The sequence below is a fragment of the Seonamhaeicola marinus genome (genome assembly GCF_008085455.1).
The window spans coordinates 1-250 of record NZ_VSDQ01000401.1; the positions used below are offsets into that span (position 1 = coordinate 1).

Here is a 250-nt window from a genome sequence, read left to right on the forward strand (position 1 = left end):
TCCCAAAGTAATGGCGAGTTAAAGTTAACCCATAAAGAACCAAATTGATTTGGAATTGGTAACACCCAATAACCTAACCACGGACGCCCCATGTGAATAATTGGGAATAAACCTGCTTGAACTACCGAGAAAATTGTCATTGCCTCTGCAGAACGGTTAATGGCCATACGCCATTTTTGACGGAATAATAAAAGTACCGCAGAAATAAGGGTTCCTGCATGACCAATACCTACCCACCAAACAAAGTTTG

General features: G+C 41.2%; 1 pseudogene. It reads right to left on the minus strand.

From position 1 onward, the window contains the following. A pseudogene (locus FUA24_RS05150) lies at positions 1–250 on the minus strand (NrfD/PsrC family molybdoenzyme membrane anchor subunit); the annotation flags it as partial.